This is a genomic window from Mesorhizobium sp. M0062 (assembly GCF_040323125.1).
Lineage (GTDB): Bacteria > Pseudomonadota > Alphaproteobacteria > Rhizobiales > Rhizobiaceae > Mesorhizobium.
In genome coordinates, this window is record NZ_JAMYUO010000002.1 from 252126 (window position 1) to 277507 (window position 25382).

Consider the following 25382-nt stretch of genomic DNA (forward strand, 5'->3'; position numbering starts at 1 on the left):
ATGCTAGTATCATGGCCGCAGCCACGCAATTTGCGGGGAGCGCCAAGCCGAGAGGATGCCATGCGTCGACGCGACATGTTCCGGGCCAGCCTTGCCGGTGCCGCCGGCCTGTTCGGGCTGAGCCGGGCCGCCGCCGCTGAAGACAGACCGAAGGTCGCCTATCACCTCAGCGACCTCGATAAGGTCAACTTCGTGCTCGGCAACATCAACAACCACTATGAAGGCACCGGCGGCAATGTCGACATCGTGCTGGTCGTGCATGGTCCGGCCCTTGCCGGCTTCAAGTCGAAAGGCATATCGGCGGCGATCTCGGGACGCTTTGCCGGCCTCGTCCAGCAGGGCCTTGAGCCGCATGCCTGCGGCAACACCATGCAAGGCATGGAGATCACGCTTGCCGACCTGCTCGAGGGCTTCCACGCCGCCGACAAGGGCGGCGTCGTCAAGCTCGCCGAACTGCAGCGCCAGGGCTACGCCTATCTCCGGCCCTGAGCCGCCACGGGCTTGAACGTGAAGGCCATGAGAGCCTACGAAGGGTGGCCAAACAGCCCGAAGGAAAGTGCTCATGACTGCGACCACCCTCGTCATCCCCGATCTTGCCGGCAAGGTGGTGCTGGTCACCGGCGCTTCGACCGGCATCGGTGCCGCCCTTGCACTGGCCTACGCCGCCCAGAAATGCCGGGTCGCCCTGCACTACAATTCGAGCCGGGAGGCCGCAGAAACGCTGGCCAAAAACATCCGCGACAGCGGCGGTGAGGTGTTCCTGACACAGGGCGACTTCTCACAGGCAGCCGATGTCGAGCGGGTAGTCGAGGAGAGCGCCGAAACATTCGGGCGGCTCGACGGGCTGATCAACAATGCCGGCGGCATGCTCGGCCGCGTGCCCTATGCGGAGCAGACCGAGGCGCACTACGACGCGGTGATGGACCTCAATGCCCGCTCGGTGCTGACGGCCTCGCGCAAGGCGATGCCATGGCTGAAGAAGCAGGGCGGCTTCATCGTCAACACCTCGTCGATCGCGGCGCGCAATGGCGCTGGCGGCGGCGCCGGGCTGTACGGTTCGGCCAAGGCCTTTGTCTCCAATGTGACGCGCGGCATGGCCAAGGAACTGATTGGCTTCGGCATCCGCGTCAACGCGGTGGCGCCGGGCACCATCGCGACACCCTTCCATGAGCGCTATTCCACCGACGAGCAGATGAAGGGCATGGTCGCCACCATTCCTCAAGGGCGTGCCGGCACGGCCGAAGACTGCGTCGGCGCCTATCTCTTCCTGTCCTCCGATCTCCTGAGTGGTTACATCACCGGCCAGGTGATCGAGGTGAACGGTGGCCAGTTGATGCCGTGAGCCGGCAATTGCATACTGCGTCTCGCAACCATGCATGTCGTGCGCACGTTTGCTGAGGTTGGAAGAAAGGGGAGAGGCAATGTACGGATTGATCGGAAAGATGCGGGCGGCGCGCGGCCAGCGCGACGCGATCATGGATGTGCTGCTAGCCTCGACCGGCGCCATGCCGGGTTGCCTGAGTTATGTCATCGCCCGCGACCCGGCCGATGCCGACGCGATCTGGGTGACCGAAGTGTGGACCGACGCCGCAAGCCACAAGGCTTCGCTGCAGCTGCCGGAGGTCCAGGCAGCGATCGCCAAGGCCCGGCCGATCATCGCCGGCTTCGAATTCCAGGTCGAGACCCATCCGGCCGGCGGTTTCGGCCTGCCCGCCATCAAGAACGAGTGACATCCCAACGCGGGGTCGGGGTCGTGAATTTCGTCCGAGACAGCGTTCGCATTTTTCTCTTCCAGGTCTAAGACCCAAACATGGACTCTTCGCCAGACCAACCGGCCGTCGAACGCATGGCGCGCATGCGTCCGGTTCGGCAGTGGCTGGTGCTGCTGATCGTCTCGCTGCTGTTCGCCGGCGCGCTGGAATACGCCGCACTGCCGGCGGCGCTGCTGATCGGCCCGATGCTGGCGGCGATCCTTGCCGGCACCAATGGCGCCACGGTGCGCGTGCCGCGGCCGCTGTTCGCCGCCGCCCAGGCCTTGGTCGGCTGTCTGGTCGCGGCGTCGATCTCCACCGACATTTTTTCGGTGTTCTACAAGGAATGGCCGCTGGTCCTTGTCGTGGTGCTGGCGACCCTTGCGGCGTCCAGCCTGCTTGGCTGGTTGATCAGCCGCTGGCGCATCCTGCCCGGCACCACCGCGGTCTGGGGCTCGTCGCCGGGTGCTGCCACTGCCATGGTGCTGATGGCCGGTGCCTTCGGCGCCGATCAGCGCCTCGTCGCCTTCATGCAGTATCTGCGCGTCATCTTCGTCTCGATGACGGCAGCACTCGTCGCCAAGATGTGGGTCGACACTTCGGGCATCGAGGTACCAGCCATCGTCTGGTTCCCGCCGATCGAACCGGCAGCCTTTGCCGCCACGCTCGGCGTGGCGCTGGTCGGCGGCCTGCTCGGCCGGTTGTGCCGGCTGCCATCACCCTTCTTCCTCGGCACCTTCATCATCGGCACCATCGTCCATCTCGGCTTCGGCGTGGCGATGCAATTGCCGCCATGGCTGCTGGCGCTCTCCTATGCGATGGTCGGCTGGTCGATAGGGCTGAATTTTACCCGGGCGATCCTGCGTCATGCGACACGGGCGCTGCCGCAGATCGTCGGCTCTATCGTCGTGCTGATCGCCTTTTGCGGCGGGCTAGCCTGGCTGATCAGCCACGTCCTTGGTATCGATCCGCTGACCGCCTATCTCGCGACCAGCCCCGGCGGCATGGACAGCGTCGCCATCATTGCCGCCGCCGCGCAGAACGTCGACATATCCTTCGTCATGGCCTTGCAGTCGACCCGCTTCCTGGTCGTGCTCATCGCCGGGCCGAGCATAGCGCGGCTGGTGGCGAGAGCCGTCAGGGACTGAGATTCAAATATCCAGGGAAGAGGAAAAGTGCCCATGAAACGTCGTGTGAATGCCGTCGATCTCTCAGGCCGGGTCGCCGTGGTGACCGGCGGCGCGCAAGGCATCGGCCTTGCTGTCGCCCGGCGACTGCTGTCATCGGGCGCCAGCGTCGCCATCTGGGATGTGGACGAGACCGCCATGGCGAAGGCCGTTTCCGAACTCGCCCCGCTCGGCCGGGTCGAGGGTTTGCTGTGCGATCAATCGCTGATGGAGGCCGTCGACAGCGCCGCGACCGAAACCGAGCGCTCGCTTGGTCCGGTCGATCTGCTGGTAAACAATGCCGGCATCGCCGGACCGGCAGCGACGGTGGCGGATTATGATCCTGCCGCCTGGCGCCAGATAATCGACATCGACCTCAACGGCGTCTTCTACTGCTGCAAGCGCCTGGTGCCCGGCATGATCGCGCGCAGCTACGGCCGCATCGTCAACATCGCCTCGGTCGCAGGCAAGGAAGGCAATCCGAATGCCGCCGCCTATTCCGCCGCCAAGGCCGGCGTGCTCGCGCTGACAAAATCGCTCGGTAAGGAGTTGGCTGGCCACGACATCGCCGTCAATGCGCTGACCCCATCGCCCGCCCGCACCCGCATCCTCGAACAGCTCACTGAGGCCCAGGTCGCCTACATGCTGGGCAAGGTGCCGCGAGGCCGGTTCGTCGAAGTCGAAGAGGCGGCTGCGATGATCGCCTTCATGCTATCGGACGAAAATTCCTTCACCACCGGCGCAACGTTCGATCTCTCCGGCGGCCGCGCCACCTACTGAGAAGCGCCGCTGTTCCTTGCTGTCGCCGTCGCTGTCGGCCGCGAAGGACTAATTCAAGAGCCGCTCAGCGTCGCGGCAAGCCGGTCGGGAAGAAAGTCGACGAAGGCGCGAACCTTTGGCGACAAATGGCGATTGGACGGCCAAAGCAACCGGAACTGGCCGCGGCCGTCGACATGGTCGTCCAGCACCGTGCGCAGCAGGCCGTCACGCAGCGCCTCGCGGACCAGGAAATCGGGCATCGAGCTGATGCCGAGCCCGGCCATCGTGGCGCCCTTCAGCGCCTCCGTGTTGTTGCAGGTCAGCATCGAGCGGACCTGCGGCTCGGCGCTGCCGCCGATGAACGGCCAGCCTTGCAGCTTGCCGCTGTTGGGAAAGCGGAAGCGGATGCCGTAATGGTTCACGAGATCGTCCGGGCGGCTCGGGTTGCCGTGCTGCTCGATATAGGAGGGTGCCGCACACAACAGCAGCCGGAAGGGTGCAAGCGGCCGCGCCACCAGGCGCGAATCCGGCAGGTCGCCGCTGCGGATCGCGATGTCGACGCCTTCGTCGATGAGGTCGACGATGCGGTCGTTAAAGTCGATGTCGAGTTCGATTTCGGGATAGCGCGCCATGAACTCGGACAGCACCGGGAACAGCAAATGATAGGTCACGATCGGCGTCGAAACGCGCAGCCGCCCATGCGGTGTTTCGCGGCTCCGCGACAGCATCGCCTCGGCATCGTCGATGTCGTCGAGGATGCGCCGCACCCGCTCGTTGAACAGCTTGCCCTCTTCGGTCAGGCCAATGCGGCGCGTGCTGCGCTGAAGCAACCTTACGCCGAGATCCTGCTCGAGCCTGGCGACGCTCTTGCCGACGGCCGATGCCGAGATGCCGAGCGTGCGGCCCGCAGCGATGAAGCTGCCGAACTCAGCCGTGCGGGCAAAGGCCAGGAGCCCATTGAGGCGTTCCATCGCATCTCTCCATTCGAGCGTTTCAGTCCGGTATATCTGGAGATTTAACACTATTTTTCTCGAAGTGTCGCGAGCCTATCTTCCCGTTGCGACCGGCGCAGCAAGCTTGCGGCAGGCCGGCGGATCCTGGTTCAGATAGGAAATCCATGACCTCGAAGACCACAAACGGCGCGGTCGCGCCATGGCTTGTCCTGTTGTCGGTATGCCTTGCCGCCATGACAATGCCCTTGACCTTCACCGGCCCGGCCGTCGCGCTTTCCCGCATTGCGGCCGACCTCGGCGGCAGCCCGATCGCGCTCAACTGGGTGACCAACGCCTTCATGCTGACCTTCGCCGCCACCTTGATGGCATCAGGCGCGCTGGCCGACAATCATGGCCGCAAGCGGCTCTTCCTTGTTGGCCTCGCCACCTATGTGCTGGCATCGCTGGGATCGATGTTCGCCCCTGATATCGTCTGGTTCGATGTGCTCAGGGCTGCGCAAGGGCTCGGCAGTGCCGCCGCCTTTGCCGGCGGCGCCTCCGCTCTTGCCCAGGAATTCGATGGGCCATTGCGGCTGCGCGCCTTCTCCTTCCTCGGCACCAGTTTCGGCATCGGCCTCGCTTTTGGGCCGATCGCGTCGGGCCTGCTCATAGATGCTTTCGGCTGGCGATCGATCTTCGTCTTGGTGGCAGTGCTCGCGATTGCAGCCGCTTTGCTCGGCCTGCGCACCATCAGGGAATCGCGCGATCCGGATGCGACCGGCCTCGACTGGGCGGGAGCCGGCACCTTTACGATCGCGCTGGCATCGCTGACCTACGGCGTGCTGCAAGCGCCGCAGAGCGGCTGGACCGATCCCCTGGCGATCGGGCTTCTCGTGGCGGCCGCCCTTTGCTTTGCCGCTTTCGTCGTCGTCGAGCGGCGCGTGCGCCGGCCGATGCTCGATCTCTCGCTGTTCCGCTTTCCCCGCTTCGTCGGCGTCCAGTTCCTGGCGGCCGCTCCCGCCTATGGCTTCGTCGTCCTGCTGGTGCTGCTGCCGATCCGCTTCATCGGCATCGAGGGGATGAGCGAGATCAAGGCGGGGCAGTTGATGATCTGCCTGTCGGGACCGCTGTTGATCCTGCCACTGCTCGCCGGCCAGGTAGCGCGCTGGATCGCTCCGGCAACGATCTGCGGTGTCGGCCTGCTTGTGGCCGCCGGCGGCCTTGTCTGGCTGAGCCTGACACCGCCTGTCGTCGCAGCGCTGGTGGCGCCGCTGATCCTCATCGGCGTCGGCATCGCCCTGCCCTGGGGGCTGATGGACGGACTTGCCGTCGGCGTCGTGCCGAAAGAGCGTGCCGGCATGGCGGTCGGCATCTTCAACACCACCCGCGTCGCTTGCGAAGGCGTGGCGCTGGCGATCGTCATGGCAGTCCTGTCGGGTTTCACGGCAGCCCAACTGGCGGCTCAGGGAACGGCATCTTCCCTGGATGCAACCGCCGCCGCGCAGCTGCTGGTGACCGGCAACATCGGCGAAGCGGCAGCCCACTTGCCCGGTGCCGGAGCCACGGTCCTGGTCCAGGCCTATGAGACCGCGTTCGACAGGCTGCTGATCGTGCTGGCGGCAATCACCATCGTCACCGCTCTTGTCGTCTTTCTCGGCTTGCGCCGTGGATCGGCGGTGGAACACGAGACCATTGCTCTGCCGGTTTGCCAGGAAGGGTAGCTGAGCCGTGTCAGGAGATGGCGAGGCTCGCTATGCGGTGGCCGTCCAGCACGAAGGTCATGTCACCCTCGCCGTTGAAGCCATTGCCTTTCACGGCGATGCGGACGCGATAGCTGCCCTCGACCTCGGCGATGCGGACAATGCTAAGATTGGACTTCACGCCGATATTGTCCGACTGGTTCCAGCGCGCGATCTGCTGGCGGCCTTGGAAGGACCGCCCCCAGTCGGTCAGGGACGCGTCGGCTGTGAACGTGTCGAGAACGGCTTCGCTATCACCCGCATTGGTGGCCTCGATAAAGCGGCGGATAGGTTCGGGTGTGGCCATCAATCGAGCCGGTGCATCAGATCGTCATCCAGCCAGCGGCCGAAGAAATAGACCAGCTGCTTGTGCCACCATGGCCAGTCATGACTGACATCGCCGCCCCAATAGTCGACCCAGGCGGGAATGGATTTGTCGCGCAGGATCTGTTCCAGCCTGCGCGTCTCGACCAGCATCCGCTCTTCCCAGGCGCCCTGCCCGCAGCAGAAGATCATCCTCAGCGACTTCAGCCGGGCAAGCAGTTTTGGGTCTACGATGCCGGGCAGATAGTCGAGCGGCGAATTGTAGAAAATGTCGCCTTCCAGCACCTTGCCGAAGAAGTCGCCCGCCGAATAGACGCCCGACAGCGCGATGACGCCGCTGGCGAGTTCGGGAAAGCGAAAGACGAAGTTCGAGGAATGATAACCGCCCATCGAACAGCCGGTGAACAGCGGCTTTAATTTGCGCCCGCCATTGGCTTGCTCAGCGGTCGCCAGAAACTCCGGCAGCGCCTCCTCGCGCACATATCGGAAATAAGCCTCGTGGCGACCGATACGGTGGGCGGCGCCGGCATGCTTGTTGAAGAACGATTCCGAATCGACGCCGTCGACCGCAAACAGCTGGATGCGGCCGGTATTGATGAATTCGGCCAGCGCTCCAACCCCGCCGGAATCCTCGAACTGGTAGAACCGCCCCTGCGACGTCGGGAACACCACCACCGGCCGGCCGGCATGGCCGTAGCGCTTGTATTCCATGTCGCGGCCGAGGTTGCCGGAGAAATGCTTGTGATAGGAGATGTCCATCGCGTTCAAGCCTTTTCCGCGTGGATGTAGGCGACGGCCGCGCGCAGTGCTGCTTCGTCTTTCGAGCGCATCTGGTAGGCGTAATTTCCCATGGCGCGGCTGAAAACCTCTTCAATTGGCTGATGATGGACGATCTTGTCGCGATGCGCGGCTATCACGTCCTCATGGCTGTGCAAATAGTCGAGGCGCCGCTTGCGGCTGGCATAGGCGGTGAAATATTTGCCCTCGTAAGGCCCGCCGGCGGCATCCTTCACCACCATGTCCGCCCAGGCCGCGTAGACGTCGATGTCGAACGTGTAGTTGATCGCATCGGTCATCCAGGCGCCGGGCGGCCGCATGTTGACCTCAAGCGCGATGACGCGGTCGTCCTTGGTTTCGAACAGCTCGATGTGGAAGAAGCGCTCGCGCACGTCGAACGCCTTGAGGATTTTGCGGCCGGCCTCTTCGATCGCCGGTCGGACCTTGGGAAAGCAGGTGTAGCTCATGTGGCGATCCTTGTTGACCACTTCCATGATGCTCTGGTCGTAGCGGTGGCTGGCCGCCAGCACCACCTCGCCGTCACGGTTGACCAGCCCATCGAAGGTCACCACCAGCCCCTCGATGAATTGCTCCATGACGAAGGTCACGTCCTCGGGCTTGTCTCTGAAGAACTGGTCAAGCTCCCTGGCGTTGGAAATCTTGAAAGTGTTCGAGGCGCCGGACCCGGAATCGGGCTTCACCACCACGGGATAGCCGACGCGGCGGATGAAGGTCATGGCGCCGGCCCGGTCGGAGCATTTGCGCTGGGCGATGGTGTCGACGCCGCTCTTGCGGAAGAATGCACGCATGCGGCTCTTGCGCTTCAAATTCTTCACGAAATCGAGCTTGGTGCCGTAGATGTTGAAGTCGGTGCGGATGTTGGCTTCCAGCTCCAGCCAATGCTCGTTGAGGGACTCGAAGCGCTCGATCCGGCCCCATTTGTGGATGAAATGACCCATGGCCCGGAACACCGGATCGTAGTCCTCCATGTCGGCGATGCGGTAATATTCCGACAGGGCCACCTTCAGCTTCCCGTCCAGCGCCTCATAAGGCGCATCGCCAATGCCCAGCACCGTGGCGCCGGCCTTTTTCAGCCGGTCGCAGAAATCGGCGCCGTTGGCGGGAAAATGCGGCGAGAAGAAAACGAAATTCACGGATGACCCCTCAGACGGCGAAGCATTGCGGCCCCGGCTACACGCAAGTCTGGCGCATTTGCCGCGCATGGGGAAGAGTGCTCGCGAGTGGTGGAATGGCAGCCCACTTGCCTGTCCATGGCGGCTCCTGTATGAAACCCGCCATGAACACGCGCGTCTCCTCCGTCGCTTCCCGTCCGACCGGCTTTGCCGGCGAGACCGTGCGCGCGCTGGCATCGACCCTGCTTCTTCTCGGCCTTATCGGCGATCGCCGGGTTCGCTGAAGGAGCGCCCGGCGGTCGAACCGCCGCTTAGCGCACGCTCCTTGGCCAGTTCAGAAATTGGCAATTCACATCAAGCGAACGAAAATCTGATAAGGCGCTGCTCGCCCTGGAATCCGTCCGAAGACCGATCCGCGAGCCGCCGGGAGAACAAGACGATGAACGCACGAGAAGACATCCGCGCCGGCGAAGCCGAAAGCGTAAAACGCGCGGCCGGCCACATGCCGGGCGCGGCCCGAAAATACCAGCCCTACCCGACGGTCGGTCTCACCGACCGCACCTGGCCCAACAAGGTCATCGACAAGGCACCGGTCTGGTGCTCGGTCGATTTGCGCGACGGCAACCAGGCGCTGATCGATCCGATGGGTCATGAGCGCAAGGCGCGCATGTTCGCCCTGCTGCTCGACATGGGTTTCAAGGAGATTGAGATAGGTTTCCCCTCGGCCTCGCAGACCGATTTCGATTTCGCCCGCTGGTGCATCGAGGAAGGCAATGTGCCGGCTGATGTTTCGCTACAGGTGCTGGTGCAGTGCCGTCCCGAACTCATCACCCGCACCTTCGAATCTCTGAAGGGCGCCACCAACCCGATCGTGCATTTCTACAATTCGACCAGCGAGTTGCAGCGTCGCGTCGTCTTCGAGAAGGATGTCGGCGGTATCAAGCGCATCGCCACCGACGCGGCCAAGATGATCACCGACATGGCGGCCAAGGCCGGCGGCGGTTATCGCTTCGAATATTCGCCCGAAAGCTTTACCGGCACCGAGCTCGAAGTCGCGCTGGAGATATGCAACGCCGTCACCGAGATCGTGAAGCCGACAGCCGACAACAGACTGATCATCAACCTGCCGTCGACGGTCGAGATGTCGACGCCCAACATCTATGCCGACCGGATCGAATGGATGTGCCGCAACCTGGACGACCGCGAGAACCTGCTGATCTCGCTGCACCCCCACAACGATCGCGGCACCGGCATCGCCACCACCGAGCTCGGCCTGATGGCGGGTGCGGACCGCGTCGAAGGCACGCTGTTCGGCAATGGCGAGCGCACCGGAAATGTCGACATCGTGACGCTGGCGCTCAACATGTACACGCAAGGCGTCGATCCCCATCTGGATTGCTCCGACATCAACCGGATGAAGGACGTCTACGAATATTCCAACCAGCTGAAGATCTCCGAGCGCCATCCCTATGTCGGCGAACTCGTCTACACCGCCTTTTCCGGCTCGCACCAGGACGCCATCAACAAGGGCATGAAGGCCTTGAAGAAGGCCAACACGCCGGTCTGGGAAGTGCCCTATCTGCCGATCGATCCGGCCGATGTCGGACGCAGCTACGAGGCGATCATCCGCATCAACTCGCAGTCGGGCAAAGGCGGCATCGCCTATGTACTGCAGGCCGATTACGGCCTCAATCTGCCGCGCAACCTGCAGATCGAGTTCAGCCAGGAGATCCAGGCGATCACCGACGCCGAAGGCAAGGAAGTGCCGGCAAAACGCATCCATGACCGCTTTATCGAAACCTATGTCGACCAGCCCGGCGCACGACTGAAGTTCCTCGACCATCACACCTATCCCGATACCGAGAAAAAGGGCCGGCGCGTGGTCGAGGCGGTGATCCTCGACAACGGCAAGGAGACGACAATCGCCGGCTCCGGCACCGGCCCGATCGACGGCTTCGTCGATGCGCTGTCGCGTCATGTTGGCGTCGACATGTCGGTCCTGGATTATTCCGAACATTCGCTCCAGCGCGGCTCGAACGCCTCGGCGATTTCCTATGTCGAGATGGAATATCCCGGCGGCAAGCTGTTCGGCGCCGGCATCAACACCAACATCGTTGCCGCCTCGCTGGAAGCCGTTGTTTCGGCCGCCAACCGAATAATCGGCCGCAAGGCCGGCTGATATTTTCCTGGGCGCCGAATGTCCGCGGCGCCCGGAAATCCCTCATTTGCCGGGAGAAATTCCGGTTTTTTCGTGTCTCCACCAGTAACTATCCGGTGTGTTACGCGATCGCATAACATAAGCATGCTTGTATGGAAGTGCAGGCTCTATATGATTGCGCCTCAACCTGTGCCGAGTTCGAGAGGATCGACACTTGCAGCATGCCACGCCTGCCGCCCCCGCAGTGCGCGAGACACTGGAGCGACTGCTCGCCAGCGAAACGTTCGGCCGTTCCGAGCGCGCGCGCAAGTTGCTGCGTTATCTTGTTGAGCGCGAGCAGGCCGGCGAAGCCGACAGGCTCAAGGGTTTCTCCATCGCCATGGACGTCTTCGGCAAGGACGGCGATTTCGATTCGTCGACCGACGCCGTTGTCCGGGTGCAGGCAGGCCGGCTGCGCGAACTTCTCCAGCATTATTTCGCCAATGAAGGCATAGCCGAACCGGTTCGCATTGCCATTCCGCGCGGCGGCTACGTGCCGTCCTATGAGCTCAACGCCATACGCCTGCCGGTTGGGCAGGAGCCGCTTGCGGCGGCGGTAGCCGCCTTGCCCGGATCGCCCGACCAGGCGGCTCTTGACGCCGTTCCCGCTGCCGCGACAGCTTCGGGGGTTACAGAACCTGGGCCTTCGCTGGCGCGCCATCTCCAGTTCTTCTGGGTCGCCATGACGCTGGTCATTCTCATGCTGGGCGTGCTCATCCTGCGCCAGGGCAGCGGCGCATTGCTTGCCAGCAGCGATCCTACCGCGGTGGTCGAGACCGCGGGCGTAACGAGCAGCATCGCATCGCCGTCGATGGAGGCCCTGCCCCTCGTCTTCATCGCGGTGAAGGCCACCGGACCCGAGGCCGGCCGCGTCGCCGCTTCGCTGCGCGCCGGCCTTGCCGGTTTCGACACGATCGACTTCATCGGCCGCGACGCCGACAGCAAGCGCGATCCGAGCACCGACCCGACCAGCTTCGTTTTCGATGTCCTGCCGGGACCAATGGCAGGTGACGTGACGCTCGAACTGCAGAGCGTGGCGACCGGCCGCGTGCTTTTGTCCCGCAGTCTGACGGTCGCCGACAGCGCACCTGGCACCGTCGAGGATCGTATCGCCGCCATCCTCAGCTCGACCATTCCCGCCTCCGGCCCGCTCTACAGCTACATCGAACAGAACGGCATTCAGACCGGGCTGACGAGCTGCCTGATCCTCAACGACAGATACTATCTCGACCAGAGCACCAGGACGCACGAGGCTGCCTATCGCTGCCTGGACAAGCTCGCCGGCCAGGGTGCGAAATCGTCCTTGGTCTATTCGGAACTGGCCTCCCTGACCCTTGAGGCCGCCACCGATCATTACGCCTATCCGCCTGGCGCGACGGTCGATCAGGCAATGTCTTTCGCCCATCGCGCCATCCAGATGGGACCGACCAGCCCTTATGCGCACCGCGCCTATGGCTACCTCAACTCGCGCCTCGGCAACACCGAGGAATCGATCCGCTGGATGCGCAAGGCCTATGAGCTCAACCCCTACGACCTCGGCATGGCTGCCGCTTACGGCTATGGCCTGATCTTTGCCGGCAAATATGCCGAGGGAACACCGGTCCTGACCCATGCCGTCGAGACGTTCAGCGGGCATCCGACATGGTGGGATTTTGGGCTTTTCGCCGGACAGTTCATGCTGGGCGACATGAACAAGGCCGCGATAGCCAGCGAGTCGCTGCGCACGACGGCGATGAAATCGCATTATCTGGCGGCGCGGCTGATCGGCGCCAAGGCTGCCGGCCGCGAACAGCTGGCAGCCAAGCTTCTGGATGAGCTGACCACCAAATTCCCGAAATTCGCCGCCGATCCGCGCGCGGCCTTCGCCGAGCGCAAATATCCCGCCGATCTGACCGACCGGCTGGTTGAGGCGCTGCGCGCCGCGGGCCTCGGCAACGCCAGCTAGTCTTTCCGGATCGCGAAAACTTTACTGGCCATCGGTCTGGACTGGGAGCAATCCAGCCTCGATTCGAATTTCCTCTCCAGTCTTGCAATAATCGCACATTTTCATGGTCTCATCCCTCTATGTTGCCGAGCGGGGCGCCGGGCCGAAGACGGTCGTCCTGCTGCATGGCTTCGGTGGTTGCCATGATATCTGGCGCGAGGTGACCGCGTCGCTAGGGCCCGATGTCAGGACCTTGGCCTACGATCTTCCGGGACACGGACTGTCTCTCGTATTTCCTGGCAGCGGCCCGGCCAGAACAGCGGCGCGAGCGGTTCTCGCCGATATCGCCGCACGCGGGATAGCAAGGGTGCATGTCGCCGGTCATTCGATGGGCGGCGCGGTCGCCTCCCTGATGGCGCTTGCCGAGCCTGAAAGGATAGGCTCGCTGACGCTTCTGGCGCCGGGCGGTGTTGGCCCCGAGATCAACGGACCGCTGTTGCGCCGCTACGCCGCGGCCGCCGACAGACGGGAAATCCGCGCCTGCCTTGCCGCCATGTCGGGACCGCGAAGCCCGCCGCCCGAACGCATCGTTGGCGTCCTGGCGGACGTACGCCGTCGCCCCGGCCAGTTGCGCAAGCTGATTGAGATATCGGCCGTCATGACCAGGAACGAGCGGCAGGGGGTCATACCCCGCGAACAGCTGGACACGCTCGACATGCCGGTGATGGTGGTTTGGGGAACGGACGATCCGGTGCTGCCCTTTACCCAGGCTGATTGTCTGCCGGCGCATTTTCATATTCATCACGTGCTCGATGCCGGCCATATGCTGGTCGAGGAAGTGCCTGATGTGGTCGCCCAGGCCGTGCGCCGAAACATGGCACGCCGCGGCAGGCGCCTGCGTCCGACATTCGAGGCCGCGGCGAGCCTTGCGCCCCGCACCTCGCCAGTGCATTTTGCCGCCGCCTGTGTTAACTCGCAATTAACCATATCAGCGAGGCGACGCCGATGAAGGACACTGGCGAAAACATCACCCCCATCGACACCTCCCGCAAACTGTCCGACGCCGTTCGCGATGTGAAAAATGCCTTCGCCGATCGCGACGATGTCGTGGTCGACATGCGCGAGGCGCACCGGATGCGGCTTGATCTGCTCGCCGCCGAGCTCGCCCCGGTCTTTGCCGACGTGCCCGCCGACATGGACAATTTCGACTTCGTCATCTCCTCCGGCCTGCAGCCCCGCCTGTGGATCGACGCCGTCAGCCATGTCGCCATGGGGCGCGACCGCCGCACCTACCGCTTTCTCAGGGATACCCGCATCGGCCGCGTCGTGCTCGCCGAATCGACCGATATGAAACCGGTCGCCGATCAGGTCACGCGCTATGTGGCGGAGCGCATCGTCGAGCGCCAGCGCATGATGGAGGGCGGTGTCGAGCCGGCCGTCGCCGACCTGAAACGCGCCGCCGTGCCGGAAGCTGAGCCGCCCTTGCAAGCAGCCGTGCCCCGCAAGGGCTGGTCGACGTTCCTTTCCGGTCTCGGCTTGGTCGCCGCCGGCGCGCTTGTTGGCCTGGCGGTGGCGGCCGCCCTGTTTTGGGATCGCCTGATGGCGATGAAGATCAGCTTCTGATCAACGATCTGGAGGCCTCGGTGTCTGCGCGCCGAGTTCAATGACCTGCAGGTCCGATGGCGGCAAGGCCGGCCCGGTCAGGCCGCGCCGCGTCAGGCGAATCAGCCAATTGCCCTTCTCCCCGTCAATATCGAGCAGATTGTACTGTGCCGCCGGGTTCTTGCTGCCTGGCGACTGCCCGGCGGCGGCGACGCCGACGACCGGAATCCTGGCGCCGCGCCCGCCGATGAAGAACAGCGACGGCAGATGCGAATGGCCGTGCAGCACGAGTTCGGCGCCATGCCTATGAACGGTCTTGTGGAAGCGGGAGATGCCGAACAGGCGCTTTTGCTGGGCGACGGCGCCGCGCACCGGCGGATGATGGATCATGATCACCCGCAACAGGCCGCGTTTGTTCGTTGCGTCGAGCACTGTCGCCAGCCTTTGCGCCTGACCTTCGAGGAAGAAGCCGTTGGCCATGAACGGCGCCGTGGCGCGCGCCGTCGAAACGCCGATCAGCGCGACATTGCCGCGTACGCGCAGATAGGGAAAAGCGTTGCGGTCGATCGGCGCAGTCACGCCGTCGCCGCTCATCCACGCCGCCCAGGAGCGGCAGACCTTGTCGAAGGCGCCCGGCACATAGGCGTCGTGGTTGCCCGGCACCACCGAGACATCCTCCGGCGAACCCAGCGTCTCAAGCCAGTGCTTGGCCATCTCGATCTCGCCGTCGAGCGCCAGATTGACCAGATCGCCGGTAACGGTGAGGTGGTCGGGTGTGCTCGCCTTCATGTCGGCGACGATGGTGTCGATGACGGCATCGTGCATATGGCGGCGGCGGTTGCGCTGCCAGTTGACGTAGCCGACGACGCGCTTGGACGCGAGTTCGCGATAGGTTACACCGGGAAGCGGCCCCAGATGGACATCGGAAATATGCGCGAGCCTGAACATCCTTCCTTCATAGGCGACGCGCTCCCCGCTTTCCACTCACTGTTTCCTGCCCATCCACGGTTTCGCTAGTCATGGCTATATCGGACCCGGAGCAGGCGTTTCGCCAGACCGGCTGGGCAGGCCTCAGGGCAAGGCTGTTCCATCTCTATTTCCTGCTGCGGCGGCCGATGACGCTGGGCGTGCGCGGCCTGATCCACGATCGCGCCTCGAACACTGTCTTCCTCATCCGCCACACCTACGTTCCCGGCTGGCAATTGCCGGGCGGCGGCGTCGAGGTCGGCGAAACGCTTGGCGAAGCGCTGGCGCGGGAACTGGCCGAGGAAGGCAATATCGCGCTCACCGCCCCGCCGGTGCTGAAGTCGATGCATTTCAACCGCCGCTCCAGCCGCCGCGACCATGTCGGCCTCTATCTCATCGAAACCTTCAACCAGACCGCGCCGAAACTGCCGGACCACGAGATCGCCGAAGCAGGCTTCTTTCCGCTCGACCACTTGCCGCATGGCACGACGCCGGCGACGCTGCGGCGGCTTGCCGAGGTTTTTGAAGGCCAGCCGGTATCGCCGTACTGGTAGGCTGTCAATCCGATGCTCACGCCGCCTGCCTGAACCGCGCCCGGTCGTGCGGCGCGCCATAGTCGAGCCCAGGCCCGACCGGCACGATGCGCGTCGGGTTGATGCTCTCGTGGCTGCCGTAATAGTGCATTTTGATGTGGTGCAGGTTCACCGTGCCGGCGATACCAGGCACCTGGTAGAGGTCACGCAGATAGTTCGAAAGGTTCGGATAGTCGGCTATACGGCGCAGAAATGGCCGAAATAGACCGGGTCGAAACGCACCAGCGTGGTGAACAGCCGCCAATCGGCCTCGGTGACACGCTCGCCAGTGAGATAGCGCTGTTTTGACAGTCGGCCCTCCAGCGTGTCGAGCGCCGCGAACAGCTCGCCGAACGCCTCTTCATAGGCCGCTTGCGTGGTGGCAAAGCCGGCGCGGTAGACGCCGTTGTTTACGGCGGGAAAGACCAGCGCATTGACCTTGTCGATCTCGCCGCGCAGGCCTGGCGGATAGGAATCGAGAGCGGCATCGCCCCACTCGTCGAAGGCCGAATTGAGCATGCGGATGATTTCGGCGGATTCGTTGGAGACGATGGTCTCTTCCTTCTTGTCCCACAGCACCGGCACCGAAACCCGGCCCGAATAGGCTGGATCGGCCTTGGTGTAGATTTGGTGCAGGAAGTCGAGGCCGTAGAGCGTGTCGCCGGTGGCGCCATCCTCGGCCAAAAACGTCCAGCCCTCAGCACCGAGGAAATGATGCACGACTGAAACCGGGATGATGTCTTCTAGCTTCTTCAGCGCGCGAAAGATCAGCGTGCGGTGCGCCCACGGACAGGCGAGCGAGACATAAAGATGGTAGCGTCCGGGCTCGGCCTTGAAGCCGCGCGTACGACCTTGCGCCGGCGCGCCGTCGCGCGTGATCCAGTCACGCCACTGCGTCTCGGCGCGGATGAACCTGCCGCTGCTATCGACATTGGCCGGACGGTCCTGCCATTTGCCTTCGACCAGCAATCCCATACGAAATCTCCTTGCGTGCCTTGGCCAATGTAGTCGCAAGGCGGCAATGTCGAAGCCGTCATCTGCTGAACAGAGCGTCACTCGTATGAAACGCCGGATGAAAACAGCCGATTGCAGCCGCCGGAAATTGATGCTAGCGGACACTCCGCATGTTCGATCTTGGCTTGATCCGGTTTGACCGACGACGAAAGGGCGCCCGCGCTTAGAAAGCGCTGACTGGCGAACGCTGCCGCTTGCAGCAACCTTTCCTCTTTATCGGACCGCGAAGACCATGAGCCTTGCCGACGTGAAATACCTGCCGGAAACTCCGGCGCATGATCCCGAAATCGAAGCCATCAACGACGAAGCCTTTGGCCCCGGCCGTTTCGTGCTGGCCGCCTACAAGATTCGCGAGACCGGCGGCCACGAGCGCTCGCTATCCTTTGTCGCCATGGATGGCGACATCGTCGTTGCTTCGGTGCGCATGACCCGCATCGCCGCCGGCGCCGGACGCGCGCTGATGCTCGGGCCGCTCGCCGTGCGGCCCGCCTTCAAGAATCTCGGTATCGGCCGCCGGCTCGTGGCGATCGCGCTGGAGGCGGCCGCCAAGGCCGGCGCGCCGGCGGTGATCCTTGTCGGCGACGAGCCTTATTACGGCCCGCTCGGCTTCAGAAAGATCCCCCGCGGCCAGATCTCCATGCCGCGCCCGGTCGACCTCGACCGGCTGCTGTCCCACGAGATCGTGCCCGGTGCCGTGGCGCGGCTCTCCGGCGAGGTCGGCCATGCCAGCCTTGCCAGGATCGCGGAGCAGGCACCAGTGATGGCCTGAGCTCCAGGATCGGTCGCGGCGCCGGTCGCGATGGATCCCCATTGGTCAGGTTGCACCATGGCGGCGACCTCCGTAGCATGACCCGGAACAGCACGGAGCATGCAGCATGAACCCGAACGGCCAGATTGCGATCATAACCGGCGGCGGCTCCGGCCTCGGCGAGGCAACCGCCCGCGCGCTGGCCGACAAGGGCGCGCGCGTCGCCATCTTCGATATCGGCATCGACCGGGCATCGAAGGTAGCGGGCGACATTGGCGGCGCCGCCATCCAGTGCGATGTGAGCAGCGCCGACAGCGGTGCGGCCGCGGTCGCCGAGGTGGAAAAGAGACTTGGGCCAGCGCGCATCCTGGTCAATTGCGCGGGCATTGCCATCGGCGTGAAGACGATCGGCAAGGATGGTCCACATCCGCTCGACCAGTACCGCAAGGTGATCGAGATCAATTTGATCGGCACCTTCAACATGATCCGCCTCGTTGCCGACCGTGCCGCCAAACTCGAACCGCTGCAGGGCGGCGAGCGCGGCGTCATCGTCAACACCGCGTCGGTGGCCGCTTATGATGGCCAGATCGGCCAGGCCGCCTATGCCGCATCCAAGGGCGGCGTCGTCGGCATGACGCTGCCGGTTGCCCGCGACCTGGCGCGCTCCGGCATTCGCGTCTGCACCATCGCGCCCGGCATCTTCAAGACGCCGATGATGGCCGGCATGCCGCAGGAGGTGCAGGATTCGCTCGGCGCGGCCGTGCCCTTCCCGTCCCGCCTCGGCGAGCCATCCGAATATGCCGCGCTCGCCCTGCATATCGTCGAAAACCAGATGCTGAACGGCGAAACCATCCGCCTCGATGGGGCAATCCGCATGGCGCCGAAATAGACGGCCATGGCGGCCGGCGCAGTGAAGACCGGTCCGCTGGCCGGCCTGAAAGTCATCGAGATGGCTGGGCTCGGCCCGGTGCCGCTGGCCGGGCTGATGCTGTCGGAGATGGGCGCCGAGGTGCTGCGCATCGAGCGCACCGGTTCGGACCAACCCCTGCTGCCGCTCTCCGATGCGCACAATCTCGACCGTCACGGCCGCTCCATCCTGCGCGTCGACCTCAAGCAGGCAAAAGGCACGGAACTGCTGCTGCGCCTTGCCGAAAAGGCCGATCTGTTTGTCGAAGGCTTTCGCCCCGGTGTGATGGAGCGGCTTGGTCTCGGCCCGGATGCTGCATTGGCGCGCAATCCGGCGCTGATTTACGGCCGCATGACCGGCTTCGGCCAGGACGGGCCGCTCGCAGGTCGCGCCGGCCACGACATCACCTACCTCGCCTATTCCGGTGTGTTGCATGCCATCGGCCGGGAGGAAGGCCGGCCGGTGCCGCCGCTGAATCTGATCGCCGACAATGGCGGCGGCGCCATGATGCTGATCGCCGGGGTGCTTGCAGCGCTGTTCGAGCGCTCGCGCTCCGGCAAAGGCCAGGTGATCGACGCAGCGATGGTCGAGGGCGCTTCGATGCTGGCGGCCCCCATACACGCCTTCATGTCGGCAGGTCTGTGGAGCGACCGGCGCGGCGCCAACCTGCTCGATTCCGGTGCGCCCTTCTACGACACCTATGAGACGGCGGATGCACGCCACGTTGCGGTCGGTTGCCTTGAGCCGCGCTTCTTCGCCGCATTCGCAAGGCTGCTGCCGCTCGGCGAGGATTTTGTCCGCGGCCAATACGACAAGGCGTTGTGGCCGGACATGCGCGCGGCCATTGCCGACCGGTTCCGGCAGAAGACACGCGACGACTGGGACGCGCTGTTTGCCGCAAGCGATGCCTGCGTGGCGCCGGTTCTGTCGCTGGCCGAAGCCAGGGATCATCCGCACAACCGGGCGCGTCACGCATTTGTGAAGGCCGGTGCGCTCGAGCGCCCCGCGCCCGCGCCACGCTTCTCGGCCTCGCAGCCGGCGCTTGCCGGCATGTCTGAAGATGACGATCAGCTGCCCCAGACTGTGCTGGCGCGCTTCGGCTTTTCGACAGCCGAGATCAAAGCGCTTGTCAAAGCCGGCATGATTGGCCAGTAACTGGATTTAGAAAATCAACTTACCTGGTGAGCATTTTGGACCAGCCGAAGAAGGACGTCATTCGCGCGACGGACGCCGAGGCGATCAGGCTGGCCGCAACGCTGATTCGCAGCGCCCGTTTCGGCGCCCTCGCGGTGATCGAGCCGTCGACCGGCGCACCGCTGGCCTCCAGGGTCGGAGTCGCCACCGACATCGATGGCACGCCTCTGATCCTTGTCTCGGCGCTGTCAGCCCATACCGGCGCCATCCTTGCCGAGCCGCGCTGCTCGCTGCTTGTCGGCGAACCCGGCAAGGGCGATCCGCTGGCGCATCCCAGGATAACGCTGGTCTGCCGGGCGCAGCCGCTGGAACGCGGGTCGAGCGCGCATGCCCGCGCCGAGCGGCGCTATCTCAACCGCAATCCCAAGGCAAAGCTCTATGCCGAGCTCGGCGATTTCTCGATCTTTCGCCTCGAGCCGGAGCGCGCCAGCCTGAATGGCGGCTTCGGCAAGGCCTACCTGCTCGACCGTGGCGATCTCATCACCGAGGGGCCGATCGTCGACGAGCTGGCCGCCAGCGAACAATCCGCTCTCGACCACATGAATGCCGACCATCTCGACGCCATCGCCGTCTATGCCCATCATTTCGCCAAGGTTGAAGGTGATGGTTGGACCATGACCGGCTTCGATGCCGATGGCATGGACCTGGCATCGGGCGACACCGTTTGCAGGGTCTATTTTCCGCAGCCGTTGAAGACCGCGCGCGACCTGCGGCCGGTTCTGGTCGACATGGCCAAAGCCGGTCGTGCGCCAGCTACGCAAGGATAATCGTCATGAATCAAAAGCACGTCTTGAGATTTGGGCGAAATGATCTACGATTCAGGCGACGCTGAATCAGCAGCGTGATCCATAGCTGAATTATAGCAGCCAACGCTATTTGCCCCCATAGCGTTTGGATGAGCAGGAAAACATGGGGCATCGATGGTCTCGACCAAACTAATCGCCAATGCCGAATCGGCGGCGACATTTCTGACCCTTATGGGCAACGAAAAGCGGCTCTTGATCATGAGCTATCTGGCCGACGGTGAAATGTCGGTCGGCGCGATCGCCGAAAAGGTGATGCTCAGCCAGTCCGCTTTGTCGCAACATCTGGCCAAGCTCAGGGCGCTCGATCTTGTCGAGACCCGCCGCGACCGGCAGATGATCTACTATTCCTGCAAGTCCGAAGCGGTGCGCGAACTGTTGCGCATGCTGGACGGCATTTTCGGGATAGGCGACTTGTCCCAGATGGCAACGCGTCTGCGCCGCGCCGGGACTTGACCTGCAGGGCTTGACTGGCGGCTCCGATCGCTCCTTACCTCGCTGACGATTTTTCGCCGGCCGAGGTATTGATGGATCCGATCCAGATCGACGACGCGCGCGATCCGCGGGTCGCCGCCTATCTCGACATCCGCGAGCGCGATCTCACCGGCCGCCATGGCCGGTTCGTCGCCGAAGGCAAGGTGGTGCTGGACGTCCTGCTGTCAGCCGGACGCTTTGCTGCGGAGTCGGTCCTGGTCCTCGAAAACCGGCTGGTCGGGCTCGATGACATCCTGCGCAAGGCCCCTGCCGACCTGCCGGTCTACGTTGCGGCAAGCGCCGTCATGGATAGGATCGCCGGCTTCCACATGCATCGCGGTATATTGGCGATCGGCAGCAAGGGCACGCCACAGCCCGCCGAGGCCTTGCTCGACACCTTGCCTGCCGAAGCGTTGATCGTCGTTCTCATCGGCATCGCCAACCATGACAATATCGGATCGATCTTCCGCAATGCCGCCGCCTTCGGCGCCGATGCCGTCTTCGTCGACGCCACCTGTTGCGACCCACTGTATCGCAAGGCGATCCGCGTCTCCGTCGGCGCCGCGTTGAAGGTGCCCTTTGCGTCCTTCGGCGACACTGAAGCTTTCATCGCGAAGCTCGGCGAGTTGGACTTCGGCCAGGTCGCTTTGTCGCCGCGTGGTGAGGCTGACATTCGCGATGCTGCGCGACCGAAACGACTGGCGCTCTATCTCGGCACCGAAGGCGAGGGCCTCCCGGAGAGGCTGCTCACTCGCCTGCGGACGGTGCGGATCGCGATGTCGGGAGGGTTCGACAGCCTGAATGTTGCGGCCGCCTCAGCCATCGCGCTGCATCATTTTTCGCCCTGATAGGCGTAGTCAGGCAATTCCAAGCGGGGGCTCGAAACTCAGCTCGGCAAATCTGCCTTCTGCAACGCCCGGACGCGATCGGCGAGGCTGGTGGTTCCTGACCGCGTTTGCTGCGGCGCCGCCAGCGCCTTGGCGATCGGTGAATCCGGTCCTTCGAGCTTGGCCGTCAAATGGACGACCTCAGCCGCCAGATTGTTCATCTGTTCGCGCAAGGCAGAACCGGCATCATTGCCATTGCCGGGGCCATTCCCGGGCTTCGCGGATCCAGAACCGCCAAGCTCCGCCTTCATCCGCTTGTTTTCGCGGGCCAGCGTCGTCAGCCTGGCTTCGAGCCGCTCTCGGTCGCCTTCGAGCTTGGCGAGCGTCTTGTCGATGTCCTCGTTTCTGGCGCGGGCACTGTCTTGCGCACCAACCAGGCCAGCAGCCGCGGCGCCTCCCGCAGCCTCGCCCTTCACCCGTTCGCGAAGCCGGGCCAGTTCCTTTTCGCGGCGATCGAGCTTGTCCTCGCGATCGGCAAGCGTGGCGAGCAGACGCTCGAGCTTTCTGTCGAGGTCGGCGGTTCTTTTCTTTTCGGCCTTCAAGGCATCGCGCGTGGCCTTGGCCTCGGCGACGACTTCCTGATGGCGCCTGTCGGCCTCCTTGCGCTGGCCGCGCAGCACTGAAATGTCGTTGGCAAGTTTTTCCAGCTCGGATTCGCGAGCCACCAGTTCGATCTGACGATTGCTGGAGGAGAAGGACGCGTCGTCGTACATATGCTCGAGCTTTTCCAGCTCGAGCGCGCGCTTTTCCATCATGCGCTCTGTTTGTGCAAGCCTGTCCGACAGCTGTTGTATCTGCTGCTCGCGATGCAGCAGCAATTCGTTTTTTTCCCCGAGCTCCGAAAGCGCCTGCTTCTTGTCCTTGCGCTCGACCGCCAGGCCTTTCAGCGCCTCGTGGCCCCGATTGATTTCGACGAGTTGCTCATTCGCCTGCTCACGCAGCGTCTTGATGCTGATTTCGAGCCGGCGCGTCGTCATGGCGAACTCGGCCCGCAAGCTGTCCTTGTCGGCCTGGATCTCGGCCAGCGTTCGCGGCACCGACGCCTCGACACGCTTGCGTGTCAGCGCGACCGCCCTCCGCCAGATGGCCGGCGCGACCAGCAGTGCCAGAAAACCTGCACACAGAAAGCCGAGGGCGAAGAACAGGATCGACTGAACCAAGGTGACTACCCGTTACGGGCGGGCCGCTATCCGGCAACCGCCAAGTCTGGACTTTGCCATGTTCGCATGACGCAAATCCAGCGCTGCGGCAAGGGTTTGCCGCAGCTGCAGCGGGTCAGAATCTGTTGATCGGGTCGAAGTGTGGTCGGAATCGCTCAGAAGGGATTCCAGGTCGGCCTCTGCGTCAGCTTCAGATAGCCGAGATTGACGCCAAGCCGCGCGCCGACGCCGGTGCGGATCGGCACCAGCAGCACCCTGTTGTTCTGCAGCACGTTGAAGCCGACGCCGGCCACGACATAGGCCGAACCGGCAACGCCGCCGAACCGATTGTAGAGATTGCTGACGTCGTCGAGGTTATAGACGAGCATCATCACCCGCGATCCCTCGCCGCCGAAATCCCAGCCGAGCGAAGGCCCTTGCCAGAACACCTTATGGTCGCCGGCATTCTTGGTGTAGAGCGTACCTTCGCCATAGGTCAGGCCGCCGATCAGCGCGCCGGAGCCCTCTTCGCCGAGCAGATAGCCATTGGGCAGGCCGTAGGAGGCAAAAATCTTCTCGACGACGGTGGCGAGACCGCCCGACGTCGCGCCGAAGAACTTGTGACCGGAATCGACGATCTCCTGAGCGGTGTATTCCTGTGCCCGCGACGCAGAGGTTGAGAAAGCGAGAGCGCCCATGAGCGCAATCGCCATGAAGAAGACGCGGACAAACGTCCGGTCGTAGAATCGGGAAACCATGCTTCCAATCTCCGTCAGGGAGCACTTTCGCCGACGCCTCGCACCCCGTCCGGCTCTTTAGGCGGCCGTTAAGGATGACTGTTACGGGCAAACTATGCCGTAATCCTTTTTCAACCATTAACCTCCCACATGAACATGGCGGTTCGAAGGCTGTTTCTGACTGTCTGCGCGGGCTCCCATCCTGTGCAAAGATGCCGTTTTTTCTCACGAGAATTGTGGATTGTTGCTGCACGCTCGGGCGCTGTGTATTCAGAATGCCTGGGGGAAAGAGCGTGATTCGGGTGGTGAGCGTGGCTGTCGGCCGCGCGGCCACCAGGATGTGAATTTTAGCAGGGATTTTTCGCCGATGGCTGAGCTTTTCTCTCTCTCCGCACCCGATCTCGCAGCCTTGTTGTGCAGCCGAGTCTGCCACGACATCATTTCGCCGGTCGGCGCCATCAACAACGGCCTTGAACTCCTGGACGAGGGCGGCGCCGACGAAGACGCCATGAAACTGATCCGGCAGAGCGCCAGAAACGCTTCGGCCCGCCTGCAATTCGCCCGCATCGCCTTCGGTGCCGCCGGTTCGGCGGGCATGATGATCGACACCGGCGATGCCGAGTCCGTCGCCATCGCCTTCCTGAAGAACGAGAAGCCGGAATTGATCTGGAACGGGGTTCGCGCCCTGCTGCCGAAGAACAAGGTCAAGCTGCTGCTCAATTTGCTGCTTGTCGCCAATGCCGCCATCCCGCGCGGTGGCAGATTGGTGGTCACGCTGGAAAACCTCGACACAGAGCCGCGCTTTGCGCTTGCCGCAAGCGGCCCGATGCTGCGCGTGCCGCCGAAATTCCTCGAACTCCATTCCGGCAACAAGCCCGAGGAGCCTATCGACGCCCATACCGTCCAGCCCTACTACACGCTGCTGCTGGCGCGTGAGGCCAACATGACGATCTCGATTCACGCTACCGCCGAAGAGATCGTGCTGTCCGCGGCCTGAGCGAAGCCGCTCGGCAGGACGTCCGAGCATCAAGAACAATCAAGTATCTTTTCCCGCTGATATTTGCGGAAATTCAGAACAAGCAAGTTTCATTGCCGGCAACGCCCCTGCCGAATGGGGCTGCAAACGACATGTTTGTAAAAACTTTACCTAACGGCTTTTCTGCTTCTTTACCAGATTGGCCTAGTGTGCATCCCGATACCCGGATGCCGCCGGTTCGCACCATGGCAAAGAGGACCCGGAAATGAAGCGCTGCATGTTTGTCGACGATTCGAGCGTCATCAGAAAGGTTGCAAAACGGATTCTTGGCGGCTCCGACATGGTGGTGATCGAAGCGGCAACTGGACTTGATGCTGTCGAGATGTGCGCTGCCGAGATGCCTGATGTGATTGTCGTCGACGGCGCCCTGCCGGACATGCAAGCGGTCGACGTCATTCGCCAGGTTCGCGCCATGGAGAGCACGATCAAACCGCAGATTCTGATCTCGCTGGTCGAGGTCGATGTTGCCTCGATCATGAAGGCAAAGCGCGCCGGCGCCCAGGGTTATCTGTTGAAGCCGTTCAACCGGCCGCAACTGCTCGAACGTTTTCGTACCTTGAAGGTTGCCGCCTGACTCGGCACGTCCTCGGCCAAGAAGGAC

General features: G+C 63.5%; 26 protein-coding genes and 1 pseudogene. 19 read left to right on the forward strand and 8 right to left on the reverse strand.

Going from position 1 to position 25382, the window contains the following annotated elements; genetic code table 11:
* Positions 1-60: 60 nt before the first annotated feature.
* The 5 genes from NKJ64_RS03425 to NKJ64_RS03445 all read left to right on the forward strand — a co-directional run bounded on the left by NKJ64_RS03425 (position 61) and on the right by NKJ64_RS03445 (position 3697).
* Positions 61-489, forward strand: coding sequence for a DsrE family protein (locus NKJ64_RS03425; RefSeq protein ID WP_023669972.1), 429 nt, complete (start codon positions 61-63; stop codon positions 487-489).
* A 73-nt stretch (positions 490-562) separates the two neighbouring features.
* Entirely contained in the window at positions 563-1342 is a 780-nt protein-coding gene (locus NKJ64_RS03430; RefSeq protein ID WP_023699699.1) for an SDR family NAD(P)-dependent oxidoreductase, read from the forward strand.
* 79 nt (positions 1343-1421) lie between these two features.
* Positions 1422-1730, forward strand: coding sequence for a putative quinol monooxygenase (locus NKJ64_RS03435; RefSeq protein WP_023691624.1), 309 nt, complete (start codon positions 1422-1424; stop codon positions 1728-1730).
* An 80-nt stretch (positions 1731-1810) separates the two neighbouring features.
* Positions 1811-2899, forward strand: coding sequence for an AbrB family transcriptional regulator (locus NKJ64_RS03440; protein WP_023711109.1), 1089 nt, complete (start codon positions 1811-1813; stop codon positions 2897-2899).
* 45 nt (positions 2900-2944) lie between these two features.
* Positions 2945-3697 (forward strand): SDR family NAD(P)-dependent oxidoreductase, encoded by a 753-nt coding sequence (locus NKJ64_RS03445; protein WP_023669968.1) that lies wholly within the window; start codon positions 2945-2947, stop codon positions 3695-3697.
* Between the two features lie 53 nt (positions 3698-3750).
* Here NKJ64_RS03445 and NKJ64_RS03450 read toward each other — a convergent pair whose 3' ends face one another.
* Positions 3751-4647 carry a LysR family transcriptional regulator gene (locus NKJ64_RS03450; protein ID WP_023669967.1) on the reverse strand — a complete coding sequence of 299 codons (897 nt, stop codon included), beginning with the start codon at positions 4645-4647 and terminating at the stop codon, positions 3751-3753.
* Positions 4648-4793: 146 nt separating this feature from the next.
* On the opposite strand from NKJ64_RS03450, the gene NKJ64_RS03455 reads away from it, so the two are divergent.
* The gene (locus NKJ64_RS03455; RefSeq protein WP_352461970.1) at positions 4794-6329 is read left to right on the forward strand and encodes an MFS transporter; all 1536 of its coding nucleotides are present in this window, start codon (positions 4794-4796) and stop codon (positions 6327-6329) included.
* 10 nt (positions 6330-6339) lie between these two features.
* On the opposite strand, the gene NKJ64_RS03460 is transcribed toward NKJ64_RS03455, so the two are convergent.
* The 3 genes from NKJ64_RS03460 to NKJ64_RS03470 are packed head-to-tail and all read right to left on the reverse strand — an operon-like array spanning position 6340 to position 8602.
* Positions 6340-6654, reverse strand: coding sequence for a nuclear transport factor 2 family protein (locus tag NKJ64_RS03460; protein ID WP_031202628.1), 315 nt, complete (start codon positions 6652-6654; stop codon positions 6340-6342).
* Positions 6654-7430 (reverse strand): esterase family protein, encoded by a 777-nt coding sequence (locus tag NKJ64_RS03465; RefSeq protein WP_023821620.1) that lies wholly within the window; start codon positions 7428-7430, stop codon positions 6654-6656. The genes NKJ64_RS03460 and NKJ64_RS03465 overlap by 1 nt, the downstream gene beginning before the upstream one ends.
* A gap of 5 nt (positions 7431-7435) precedes the next feature.
* A complete protein-coding gene (locus NKJ64_RS03470) occupies positions 7436-8602 on the reverse strand; it encodes an ATP-grasp domain-containing protein (protein WP_023686186.1) in 1167 nt (388 codons plus the stop codon).
* A gap of 481 nt (positions 8603-9083) precedes the next feature.
* Between NKJ64_RS03470 and leuA the strand changes: the two genes are divergently transcribed.
* The 4 genes from leuA (at position 9084) to NKJ64_RS03490 (ending at position 14325) form a co-directional block, all read left to right on the forward strand.
* Complete coding sequence (gene leuA, locus NKJ64_RS03475; RefSeq protein WP_023683640.1) at positions 9084-10760, forward strand: 2-isopropylmalate synthase; 1677 nt, start codon at positions 9084-9086, stop codon at positions 10758-10760.
* Positions 10761-10953: 193 nt separating this feature from the next.
* Entirely contained in the window at positions 10954-12723 is a 1770-nt protein-coding gene (locus tag NKJ64_RS03480) for a tetratricopeptide repeat protein (RefSeq protein WP_352461971.1), read from the forward strand.
* 103 nt (positions 12724-12826) lie between these two features.
* Positions 12827-13711, forward strand: a complete 885-nt coding sequence (locus tag NKJ64_RS03485; protein ID WP_023828142.1) for an alpha/beta fold hydrolase — start codon at positions 12827-12829, stop codon at positions 13709-13711.
* A complete protein-coding gene (locus NKJ64_RS03490) occupies positions 13708-14325 on the forward strand; it encodes a hypothetical protein (RefSeq protein ID WP_023695842.1) in 618 nt (205 codons plus the stop codon). Before NKJ64_RS03485 ends, NKJ64_RS03490 begins: the two co-directional genes overlap by 4 nt.
* On the opposite strand, the gene NKJ64_RS03495 is transcribed toward NKJ64_RS03490, so the two are convergent.
* Positions 14326-15252: a metallophosphoesterase family protein gene (locus tag NKJ64_RS03495; RefSeq protein WP_023683636.1), complete on the reverse strand. Its 927-nt coding sequence runs from the start codon at positions 15250-15252 to the stop codon at positions 14326-14328.
* A 71-nt stretch (positions 15253-15323) separates the two neighbouring features.
* On the opposite strand from NKJ64_RS03495, the gene NKJ64_RS03500 reads away from it, so the two are divergent.
* Positions 15324-15824, forward strand: coding sequence for an NUDIX domain-containing protein (locus NKJ64_RS03500; protein ID WP_352461973.1), 501 nt, complete (start codon positions 15324-15326; stop codon positions 15822-15824).
* Positions 15825-15840: 16 nt separating this feature from the next.
* On the opposite strand, the pseudogene NKJ64_RS03505 reads toward NKJ64_RS03500, so the two are convergent.
* A pseudogene (locus tag NKJ64_RS03505) lies at positions 15841-16817 on the reverse strand (glutathione S-transferase family protein).
* A 271-nt stretch (positions 16818-17088) separates the two neighbouring features.
* Here NKJ64_RS03505 and NKJ64_RS03510 point away from each other — a divergent pair.
* From NKJ64_RS03510 to NKJ64_RS03535, 6 genes are all read left to right on the forward strand, one after another.
* Positions 17089-17625: a GNAT family N-acetyltransferase gene (locus NKJ64_RS03510; RefSeq protein ID WP_023686191.1), complete on the forward strand. Its 537-nt coding sequence runs from the start codon at positions 17089-17091 to the stop codon at positions 17623-17625.
* Positions 17626-17731: 106 nt separating this feature from the next.
* Positions 17732-18493: a 3-hydroxyacyl-CoA dehydrogenase gene (locus tag NKJ64_RS03515; protein ID WP_352461975.1), complete on the forward strand. Its 762-nt coding sequence runs from the start codon at positions 17732-17734 to the stop codon at positions 18491-18493.
* 6 nt (positions 18494-18499) lie between these two features.
* Positions 18500-19666, forward strand: coding sequence for a CaiB/BaiF CoA transferase family protein (locus tag NKJ64_RS03520; protein ID WP_352461977.1), 1167 nt, complete (start codon positions 18500-18502; stop codon positions 19664-19666).
* A 35-nt stretch (positions 19667-19701) separates the two neighbouring features.
* On the forward strand, positions 19702-20472 hold the full coding sequence (locus tag NKJ64_RS03525; RefSeq protein WP_023754968.1) for a HugZ family pyridoxamine 5'-phosphate oxidase: 771 nt from the start codon (positions 19702-19704) through the stop codon (positions 20470-20472).
* 153 nt (positions 20473-20625) lie between these two features.
* Positions 20626-20964, forward strand: a complete 339-nt coding sequence (locus NKJ64_RS03530) for an ArsR/SmtB family transcription factor (protein ID WP_023669951.1) — start codon at positions 20626-20628, stop codon at positions 20962-20964.
* 71 nt (positions 20965-21035) lie between these two features.
* The gene (locus NKJ64_RS03535; RefSeq protein WP_023754969.1) at positions 21036-21830 is read left to right on the forward strand and encodes a TrmH family RNA methyltransferase; all 795 of its coding nucleotides are present in this window, start codon (positions 21036-21038) and stop codon (positions 21828-21830) included.
* Positions 21831-21868: 38 nt separating this feature from the next.
* Here the strand turns inward: NKJ64_RS03535 and NKJ64_RS03540 are convergent, their stop codons facing one another.
* Together NKJ64_RS03540 and NKJ64_RS03545 are read right to left on the reverse strand one after the other, a co-directional pair.
* Positions 21869-23029 carry a coiled-coil domain-containing protein gene (locus tag NKJ64_RS03540; RefSeq protein ID WP_352461979.1) on the reverse strand — a complete coding sequence of 387 codons (1161 nt, stop codon included), beginning with the start codon at positions 23027-23029 and terminating at the stop codon, positions 21869-21871.
* Between the two features lie 155 nt (positions 23030-23184).
* Positions 23185-23721 (reverse strand): DUF1134 domain-containing protein, encoded by a 537-nt coding sequence (locus NKJ64_RS03545; RefSeq protein ID WP_245259859.1) that lies wholly within the window; start codon positions 23719-23721, stop codon positions 23185-23187.
* 391 nt (positions 23722-24112) lie between these two features.
* Between NKJ64_RS03545 and chpT the strand changes: the two genes are divergently transcribed.
* The gene (gene chpT / locus NKJ64_RS03550; protein WP_023669947.1) at positions 24113-24742 is read left to right on the forward strand and encodes a histidine phosphotransferase ChpT; all 630 of its coding nucleotides are present in this window, start codon (positions 24113-24115) and stop codon (positions 24740-24742) included.
* Positions 24743-24986: 244 nt separating this feature from the next.
* Positions 24987-25355 (forward strand): response regulator transcription factor, encoded by a 369-nt coding sequence (locus NKJ64_RS03555; RefSeq protein ID WP_023669946.1) that lies wholly within the window; start codon positions 24987-24989, stop codon positions 25353-25355.
* The last annotated feature ends 27 nt before the right edge of the window (positions 25356-25382 follow it).

Bases quoted from the DNA above. Each gene is read 5' to 3' on its own strand.
- NKJ64_RS03500 (WP_352461973.1), top strand. From the start codon at position 15,324: ATGGCTATATCGGACCCGGAGCAGGCGTTTCGCCAGACCGGCTGGGCA.
- NKJ64_RS03465 (WP_023821620.1), bottom strand. From the start codon at position 7,430: ATGGACATCTCCTATCACAAGCATTTCTCCGGCAACCTCGGCCGCGAC.
- NKJ64_RS03495 (WP_023683636.1), bottom strand. From the start codon at position 15,252: ATGTTCAGGCTCGCGCATATTTCCGATGTCCATCTGGGGCCGCTTCCC.
- NKJ64_RS03555 (WP_023669946.1), top strand. From the start codon at position 24,987: ATGAAGCGCTGCATGTTTGTCGACGATTCGAGCGTCATCAGAAAGGTT.
- NKJ64_RS03485 (WP_023828142.1), top strand. From the start codon at position 12,827: ATGGTCTCATCCCTCTATGTTGCCGAGCGGGGCGCCGGGCCGAAGACG.
- NKJ64_RS03510 (WP_023686191.1), top strand. From the start codon at position 17,089: ATGAGCCTTGCCGACGTGAAATACCTGCCGGAAACTCCGGCGCATGAT.
- leuA (WP_023683640.1), top strand. From the start codon at position 9,084: ATGCCGGGCGCGGCCCGAAAATACCAGCCCTACCCGACGGTCGGTCTC.
- chpT (WP_023669947.1), top strand. From the start codon at position 24,113: ATGGCTGAGCTTTTCTCTCTCTCCGCACCCGATCTCGCAGCCTTGTTG.
- NKJ64_RS03490 (WP_023695842.1), top strand. From the start codon at position 13,708: ATGAAGGACACTGGCGAAAACATCACCCCCATCGACACCTCCCGCAAA.
- NKJ64_RS03455 (WP_352461970.1), top strand. From the start codon at position 4,794: ATGACCTCGAAGACCACAAACGGCGCGGTCGCGCCATGGCTTGTCCTG.
- NKJ64_RS03440 (WP_023711109.1), top strand. From the start codon at position 1,811: ATGGACTCTTCGCCAGACCAACCGGCCGTCGAACGCATGGCGCGCATG.
- NKJ64_RS03430 (WP_023699699.1), top strand. From the start codon at position 563: ATGACTGCGACCACCCTCGTCATCCCCGATCTTGCCGGCAAGGTGGTG.
- NKJ64_RS03450 (WP_023669967.1), bottom strand. From the start codon at position 4,647: ATGGAACGCCTCAATGGGCTCCTGGCCTTTGCCCGCACGGCTGAGTTC.
- NKJ64_RS03435 (WP_023691624.1), top strand. From the start codon at position 1,422: ATGTACGGATTGATCGGAAAGATGCGGGCGGCGCGCGGCCAGCGCGAC.
- NKJ64_RS03545 (WP_245259859.1), bottom strand. From the start codon at position 23,721: ATGGCGATTGCGCTCATGGGCGCTCTCGCTTTCTCAACCTCTGCGTCG.
- NKJ64_RS03460 (WP_031202628.1), bottom strand. From the start codon at position 6,654: ATGGCCACACCCGAACCTATCCGCCGCTTTATCGAGGCCACCAATGCG.
- NKJ64_RS03530 (WP_023669951.1), top strand. From the start codon at position 20,626: ATGGTCTCGACCAAACTAATCGCCAATGCCGAATCGGCGGCGACATTT.
- NKJ64_RS03515 (WP_352461975.1), top strand. From the start codon at position 17,732: ATGAACCCGAACGGCCAGATTGCGATCATAACCGGCGGCGGCTCCGGC.
- NKJ64_RS03425 (WP_023669972.1), top strand. From the start codon at position 61: ATGCGTCGACGCGACATGTTCCGGGCCAGCCTTGCCGGTGCCGCCGGC.
- NKJ64_RS03520 (WP_352461977.1), top strand. From the start codon at position 18,500: ATGGCGGCCGGCGCAGTGAAGACCGGTCCGCTGGCCGGCCTGAAAGTC.
- NKJ64_RS03535 (WP_023754969.1), top strand. From the start codon at position 21,036: ATGGATCCGATCCAGATCGACGACGCGCGCGATCCGCGGGTCGCCGCC.